6 protein-coding genes and 1 pseudogene are annotated in these 5280 nt (G+C 65.0%); 3 read left to right on the forward strand and 4 right to left on the reverse strand.

The genetic code is table 11. From position 1 onward, the window contains the following. From A3E77_RS11605 to A3E77_RS11615, 3 genes are all read left to right on the forward strand, one after another. The coding region (locus tag A3E77_RS11605; RefSeq protein WP_293646053.1) for a glycine cleavage T C-terminal barrel domain-containing protein at positions 1-1431 on the forward strand (1431 nt) is incomplete at its 5' end. Between the two features lie 3 nt (positions 1432-1434). Next, positions 1435-2115 (forward strand): sarcosine oxidase subunit gamma, encoded by a 681-nt coding sequence (locus tag A3E77_RS11610; RefSeq protein WP_293646055.1) that lies wholly within the window; start codon positions 1435-1437, stop codon positions 2113-2115. Positions 2116-2220: 105 nt separating this feature from the next. Next, positions 2221-3009 carry an IclR family transcriptional regulator gene (locus A3E77_RS11615; protein WP_293646057.1) on the forward strand — a complete coding sequence of 263 codons (789 nt, stop codon included), beginning with the start codon at positions 2221-2223 and terminating at the stop codon, positions 3007-3009. Between the two features lie 165 nt (positions 3010-3174). Here the strand turns inward: A3E77_RS11615 and A3E77_RS11620 are convergent. The 4 genes and pseudogenes from A3E77_RS11620 to A3E77_RS11635 all read right to left on the reverse strand — a co-directional run. Beyond that, a pseudogene (locus A3E77_RS11620) lies at positions 3175-3424 on the reverse strand (IS1380 family transposase); the annotation flags it as partial. Between the two features lie 201 nt (positions 3425-3625). Beyond that, positions 3626-3766 carry a hypothetical protein gene (locus A3E77_RS11625; protein ID WP_293646059.1) on the reverse strand — a complete coding sequence of 47 codons (141 nt, stop codon included), beginning with the start codon at positions 3764-3766 and terminating at the stop codon, positions 3626-3628. Between the two features lie 386 nt (positions 3767-4152). After that, positions 4153-4548 carry a 4-carboxymuconolactone decarboxylase gene (gene pcaC / locus A3E77_RS11630; RefSeq protein WP_293646061.1) on the reverse strand — a complete coding sequence of 132 codons (396 nt, stop codon included), beginning with the start codon at positions 4546-4548 and terminating at the stop codon, positions 4153-4155. Positions 4549-4665: 117 nt separating this feature from the next. After that, a partial coding sequence (locus A3E77_RS11635; RefSeq protein WP_293646063.1) for a lyase family protein occupies positions 4666-5280 on the reverse strand: 615 nt, incomplete at its 5' end.

Consider the following 5280-nt stretch of genomic DNA (forward strand, 5'->3'; position numbering starts at 1 on the left):
ATCTTCCCTCACCCCAAGGGCAAGGACTTTGTCGACTTCGACGAAGACCTGCAGGTGCGTGACATCGTCAACGCCACCCGTATCGGCTACCGCGACGTGCAACTGGTCAAGCGCTTCTCCACCGTCGGCATGGGTCCGTCCCAGGGTCGCCACTCGGCGCTGCCCACGGCCCGCCTGGTGGCCAAGGCAACCCAGCGCAGCATCGGCGAAACCGGAGTGACTACTGCGCGCCCGCCGTTCGAGGCAGAGAAGCTCGCCCATGTCGCCGGCCGCGCCTTCGACCCCTACCGGCAAACCCCGATGCACCGCCGCCACGTTCAGGCCGGGGCGAAGATGATGCCCGCCGGCATCTGGCTGCGCCCGGCCTTCTATGGCAAGCCGGAAGAGCGTGAACGCTGCATGCAGGACGAAGCCCGCCACGTGCGCGAGCGGGTCGGCCTGATCGACGTGTCGACCCTGGGCGGCCTCGACGTGCGCGGCCCGGATGCCGCCGAGCTGCTGGAACGGATCTACACCCTGCCGTTCAAGAAGCAGCCGGTGGCGCGGACCCGCTATGCGCTGATGACCAATGAGCACGGCGTGGTGATCGACGACGGCGTGTGCGCACGCATGGCTGACCAGCACTTCTACGTCACCGCCACCACCAGCGGCGTCGACCGCATCTACCAGCAGATGCTCAAGTGGAACGCCCAGTGGCGCCTGAACGTCGACGTCGCCAACGTCACCGCCGCCATCTCCGCGGTCAACCTGGCTGGGCCGCTGTCGCGCCAGGTTCTGGAGAAGATCTGCCAGGATGTCGATCTCAGCCCCGAGGCCTTTCCCTACATGGGGGTACGCACCGGCCACGTGGCGGATATCCCGGCACGCCTGCTGCGCGTCGGTTTCGTCGGCGAACTGGGCTATGAAATCCACGTGCCGGCCCGCTATGCCGAACGCCTGTGGGACGTGCTGATGGACGCCGGCGCCGAGTTCCGCATCCGTCCGTTCGGTGTCGAGACCCAACGTCTGCTGCGCCTGGAAAAGGGCCATGTGATCATCAGCCAGGACACCGACGGCATGACCCATCCCGGCGAACTCGACATGCAGTGGGCGATCGGCCGCAAGAAGCCGTTCTTCGTCGGCAAGCGCTCCATCGAGATCCTCGAAGCCCAACCACTCAAGCGCAAGCTGGTCGGTTTCAGCCTGCCCAAGGGCAGCCCGCAACCACTCGAGGGTCACCTGGTGCTCAAGGGGCCGGACATCAGCGGCAACGTCACCTCCTGCGAGTACTCGCAGACCCTCGGCCAGATCATCGGCCTGGCCTACGCCGCTGTCGACCAAAGCGAACCGGGCGCACAGATACCCATTCGCGTGGAAGGCGGCCAGGTGGTCCAGGCCACCGTGGTGCAACTGCCCTTCTACGACCCGCAAAACCTTCGCCAGGAGCGTTAAGCCATGACCAGCCTCACCGCAGAAGACTTCATCGAGCGCAGCCCGCTCTATCCCCTGCACGCCGGCGCCCGCCTGGCCGTGCTGGGCAACAGCGCCGTAGTGGCGCGCTACGGCAACCAGGAAGAACACGCGCAGCTGCAACGTTGCGCCCTGATCGACCTGACCAACCTGCCGCGGGTTGGCTTTCGCGGCGCCCAGAGCGCCGACTACCTGCGCCAGCGCGGCTACCAGTTGCCGGGGGCACCCAACCAGGCGCTGACCCAGGCCGACGGCTGCCTGGTGGCCCGTCTGTCGCAAACCGAATACCTGCTGCTCGGCAGCCTGCACGACAGCGGCAGCCGCATCGCCCAGGAAGAGCGCGATTGGCAGTTCGGCGAAACGGCCAACTACCTGCTGCCACGCCAGGACAGCCATGCCTGGTTGCTGCTGACCGGCGCGCACATCGCCGAAGTGATGGCCAAGCTGTGCGGTGTCGACCTGCGCGCAGAAGCCTTCCCGCCCGGTGCGGTGGCGCAGACCTCGGCAGCGCGGATCAACGTCATTCTCATCAACCTGGCCGAAGGCGAGCTGCCGTGCTTGCAGGTCCTCTGCGACCGCGCATCGGCCAACTACTTCTGGGACGCCCTGCTCGACGCCATGGCCGAGTTCGGCGGCGCAGTGGCGGGTGTCGATGGGCTGCTATGAGTCAACATCGGTCGCGGCTCCGCAGAAGCCAGCTCGCCGACCAAAACTCAGGGTGCGCCGTGCGTGGCGCACCCTAGACGTTACCACCCGGCCCGGAGCCCGAGCATGACCACCGGCGAACCCCTCGAGCGTGACACCGACTACATGGTCCCCGCCCTGCAGCGTGGCCTGAGCATCCTGCAGATGTTCGGCGCGCGGCAACGCAGCCTGGGCATGACAGAGATCGCAGAACGACTCGGCGTCAGCGTGTCGGCCCTCTATCGCATCGTCCACACCCTGTGCGAGATGGGCTACCTGCGTAAATTTGGCAAGAACAACTACGAGCTGGGGCCGCAGGTCGTCAGCGACGGCTTCAGCTATCTGACCAGTCGCGACTTGGTCGACATCGGCTTGCCCCACCTGAATGCCCTGCGCGACCGCACCTCGCTGTCGTGCCACCTGTCGATCCGCGAACAGACTGACAGCCTCTATTTATACCGTGCCTTCGCCGCCCAGCGGCTATCGGTGAATATCCCCATCGGCACGCGCATTCCCTGCCACTGCACGGCCATGGGCCGGATGCTGCTCACCGGCCTGAGCGAGGCGGAACTGGATAGTCTCTACCAACATGTGCGCCTCGACGACTATCCACCACCCGCCCCCAAGACCCTGCCCGAACTGCGCCAGCTTATCGCAGGCGACCGCGAGCGTGGCTGGGTGCTACATCGCTCGGACTACTCGACCGCCATCGCCTGCGTCATCCGCAACCACCTCGGCGCCGTGGTGGCCGCCATCAACCTGTCCGGGCCGGAAGCGGTAATGGACAACAGCGGGGCGCGAGACAGCTATCGCGAGGCGCTGCAGCAATGCGCGCGGGACATCTCGCGCGAACTCGGCGCCCCGTCCGTTGACTAGCAGGCCGTTGAAGAACGTAGGCGAAGCAGGCGGGACAAGACAAAAACGGCCTACTTAGAATTTCATCACCACCAATTGAGTCCGGCGGCATGGTCGTGTGCTTTTGTGAGAGCTATCCGCGATTGCAACCAAATGAGCCGGGAAATACCCCCTCCCTGGGCCGTTATAGTCGACACCAGCATAGATCTGTAGGGCCGCTTCGCCAGTGTGCCAGGCGCTGTCGAGTCGGCTCTGACGTAGGCAAGCGCGCCTTGTCGAGCAGAGGCTCGACCTTGGGGCAAGACCTAGCATCACCGCGCAGCACGATGTTGATGTACGCCCAAGTCTGGCGAGTCAGACGCAGCACACGCCCGACCATGGTGGCTTTCTCTCTGCCCGTGGGCCGCTTGCCTGAGCGCAGTACGGCGGTGGTGAGCTACCCGCCAAGGCGATCGGGAACAAGCACATGTCGACAAAAAACGTATCGTCGAGCTGAAGCGTGAGTTGCGGGCAAAGACAAGGCGCTGGCAGGAACTACGTTCAGCCCAATGTCATCAACTTAAGTCCCCAGCCCTATCTGGAGCAAGCAACCCCAGGTTTTGAGCGCTCGTCCGCAGCAACCCATTTCCGCTTTTGCTCACCAAAGCTTGAGGCTGGTCAGCGAACCGGCGATATTGAACAGCAAGGTCTGTTCGCGGCTACGGTTGCCGAAGTTCGCGGACACCCCGGTATTGTGCTGGAAGTCCTCGCCCATGCGGCCGTCGAATATCAGGCCCACCTCCGGGTGCTTGAGATCCCCAGTTTCAATACGTCGCCGGAGCAGTAAAAGCCCTCCTTGCCTCCAAGACCTCAGCGCTTTGCTCGGGCGAACGCCAGTAGCCGGGCATCACATGCGAGCCGCGCAAGCGCCCCTCAAATTTACCGTCTGCCGGCACCAACTTGACCTCGACCCGGCGCAGGCAGACCAAAGGTTGGGTTAAGGAGCGCATCGACGAAGCCCAACAGCGGTGTGACAGCGACAACCGTTATCGGCTCGTGGCTTTGTTGGGCTTCGCGTAGCTCAGCCAACGTGGCCCGACCAACCTAGGGCGCAGCCAGCCGAAACAGAAAAACCGCCGAAACAGCGCAAAGGCTGCCGGCGGTTCGAGGGGAAGCGGTGGCGCCTCAGTCCTGCAGCGACTCCACCCCCAGTTCGTCCCACACCTCTTCGGCCAGGTGAAAACTGGCGTTGGCCGCCGGGATGCCGCAGTAGATGGCGCTCTGCATCAGCACCTCCTTGATCTCGTCGCGGGTCACGCCGTTGTTCTTCGCCGCGCGTAGGTGCAGCCTGAGTTCGCCCTCGCGGTTCATGCCGATCAGCATGGCGATGGTGATCAGGCTGCGGGTGTGCCGCGGGAGGCCGGGACGGGTCCAGATATCACCCCAGGCATGGCGGGTGATCATGTCCTGGAACTCTTCGTTGAACGGCGTGATGTGCTGCAGGCTGCGCTCGACATGGGCATCGCCCAGTACTGCACGGCGGACCTGCATGCCGGCTTGGTAACGTTGTTTCTCGTCCATTTCGGGCTCCGGGTAAGAGGTGGTGCGAGGGGCGAATCGCGGCCCGGGTAGGGTGCGCTGTGCGCACCAGAATAATCACGGTTAACAGGCTATCCACTCCTGGCGAATAGGTGGTCTTTAACTATTCAAAGCGCGGTGCTCGGCCAAGGCACGCGCCACCCAGCGGTGCGCCTGGCCCAGGTAATGACCGGGATCGAGCAGGCGATCCAGCTCGGCAGCGCTCAGCTGGGCGCAGACCTCGGCATGCTCGCCCAGCACCTCGCGCAGATGACGCTGCTCGGCGATGGCCTGGCGGCAGCACTGTTCGATCAGGTGATGGGCCTTATCGCGGCCAATGCGCTGGGCCAGGGCGATGCTCACTGCCTCGGCCAGCAGCAGGCCTCGGGTCAGCTCAAGGTTGCTGCGCATCCGCGCGTTGTCCACCTCCAGGCCGGACACGGCGAGCAGCGCCTGCTGCAGCGCACCGGAAACCAGGCCGCACAGCTCGGGCAGGGTCTGCCACTCGGCATGCCACAGGCCCAGGCTGCGCTCGTGTTCCTGGGGCATGGCAGCGAACAGGGTCGCGACCAGCCCTGGGGCGCGGGTGGCGGCGGCGATCAGCACCGCCGCGCCGACCGGGTTGCGCTTGTGCGGCATGGTCGAGGAACCGCCCTTGCCCGCCGCCGACGGCTCGAAGACTTCCGCCACATCGGTTTGCATCAGCAGGCTCAGATCGCGCCCCAGCTTGCCCAG

Source organism: Sphingopyxis sp. RIFCSPHIGHO2_12_FULL_65_19, from assembly GCF_001830555.1.
Taxonomy (GTDB): domain Bacteria; phylum Pseudomonadota; class Alphaproteobacteria; order Sphingomonadales; family Sphingomonadaceae; genus Sphingopyxis.